2 protein-coding genes are annotated in these 1,690 nt (G+C 67.2%); both read left to right on the plus strand.

Annotated features, from left to right (window positions below; all coding sequences use genetic code 11):
* Positions 1 to 25: 25 nt before the first annotated feature.
* A complete protein-coding gene (locus tag Aple_RS33435) occupies positions 26 to 814 on the plus strand; it encodes an ABC transporter permease (RefSeq protein ID WP_246264962.1) in 789 nt (262 codons plus the stop codon).
* Positions 811 to 1,690 (plus strand): ABC transporter ATP-binding protein (locus Aple_RS33440; protein ID WP_155348742.1); only part of this gene is annotated, 880 nt, incomplete at its 3' end. The genes Aple_RS33435 and Aple_RS33440, both read left to right, overlap by 4 nt.

A 1,690-nucleotide genomic window follows, 5' to 3' on the forward strand; every position in this document is an offset into this window, starting at 1 on the left:
GTCTTGGGGTGGGCGGGTTGGGGTTTTGTTGGTGGGGGGGTTGTTTCTGCTGGCCTTTGTGGGGCCGGTTGTGGGGGGTTGGTCGTATAAGGACAAGGACTTTCTGGCGTTTTTGCAGGGGCCTTCGGGGGCGCATTGGTGGGGGACCACGCAGACCGGGGGTGATGTCTTCGCGTTGACGTTGCGTGGGATGCAGAAGTCGTTGCTGATCGGGTTGCTGGTCGCTGTGATTTCCACGGCGGTGGCGGCCGTGGTGGGGGCGTTCGCGGGTTACTACCTGGGGTGGACCGGTCGGGTGCTCGGGTGGGTCACGGATCTGCTGCTGGTGTTGCCGGCGTTTCTGATTGTGGCGGTGCTTTCACCGGCGCTGGGGCCGGGGGCGTGGCCGGCGCTGGTGGTGTTGCTGGCGGCGTTCATGTGGATGGTCACCTCGAAGGTGGTCCGCGGGATGACCATCTCGATCAAGGAACGGGAGTACGTGCTGGCGGCCCGGTTCATGGGAGTGCCCGGCTACAAAATCATTTTCCGGCATGTGATTCCGAACATGGCGTCACTACTGATCGTTGACGCCACGCTCAACGTCAGCGCGGCCATCCTGACCGAGACGTCGCTGTCCTATTTCGGGTTCGGCGTGCAGCCACCGGACGTGTCCCTCGGCGGACTGATCGCGGACGGCGCCAGAACGGCGCTCTACGCACCCTGGACGTTCTGGTTCGCTGCCGGGCTGCTCGTACTCATGATCCTCGCGGTCAATCTGATCGGCGACGCGTTGCGGGACGCCTTCGACCCCACCTCGAACGGAGGGCGGCGGTGACGGTGTTGGAAGTGCGCGAGTTGGCGGTTCGGTTCGGGGATGTTCTGGCCGTGCAGGGGGTCGAGTTCGATGTCGCGCGCGGGGAAGTGCTCGGGATCGTCGGGGAGTCGGGCTCCGGGAAATCGGTGAGCGCGCTGGCCGTGCTCGGGTTGCTGCCGCCTCGGGCTGTGGTGAGCGGATCGGTCCGGCTGCATGGGCGCGAGTTGCTCGGCGCGCCGGAGAAAGAGCTCACCGCGCTGCGTGGCAAGGCGATGGCGATGGTCTTCCAGGATCCCCTCGCCGGGCTGACGCCGGTATATCGGGTCGGGGACCAGGTCGCCGAAGCGATTCGGGCGCATCAGGACGTGTCCCGGAAGAACGCCCGAGCGCGTGCCGTCGAATTGCTCGACCTGGTCGGCATCCCTGACCCCAGGCGGCGGGCACGCGCATTCCCGCACGAGTTCTCCGGCGGAATGCGCCAGCGTGTGATGATCGCGATGGCCATCGCCAACCACCCCGACCTGATCATCTGCGACGAGCCGACCACCGCCCTCGACGTCACAGTCCAGGCCCAGATCCTCGACGTGCTCAGAACCGCCCGCCACGAGACCGGCGCCGCCATCCTCTTCGTCACCCACGACCTCGGCATCGTTGCCGGACTCGCCGATCGCGTCCTGGTGATGCGCTCCGGCCACGTAGTGGAAACCGGCCCGGTCGACGACCTGTTCTACCGACCACGCACGCCCTACACCCAAACCCTGCTCGCGGCCGTACCCCGAATCGACGACCCGGCCCCGCAGACGCGTCCCCATCCCGGCCATCCCGAGCGTTCCGACCGCCCCGACCGCCCCGACCGCCCCGAGCGTCCCGAGCGTCCCGAGCGCTCCGAGCGTTCCG

The sequence above is a fragment of the Acrocarpospora pleiomorpha genome, assembly GCF_009687885.1.
Lineage (GTDB): Bacteria > Actinomycetota > Actinomycetes > Streptosporangiales > Streptosporangiaceae > Acrocarpospora > Acrocarpospora pleiomorpha.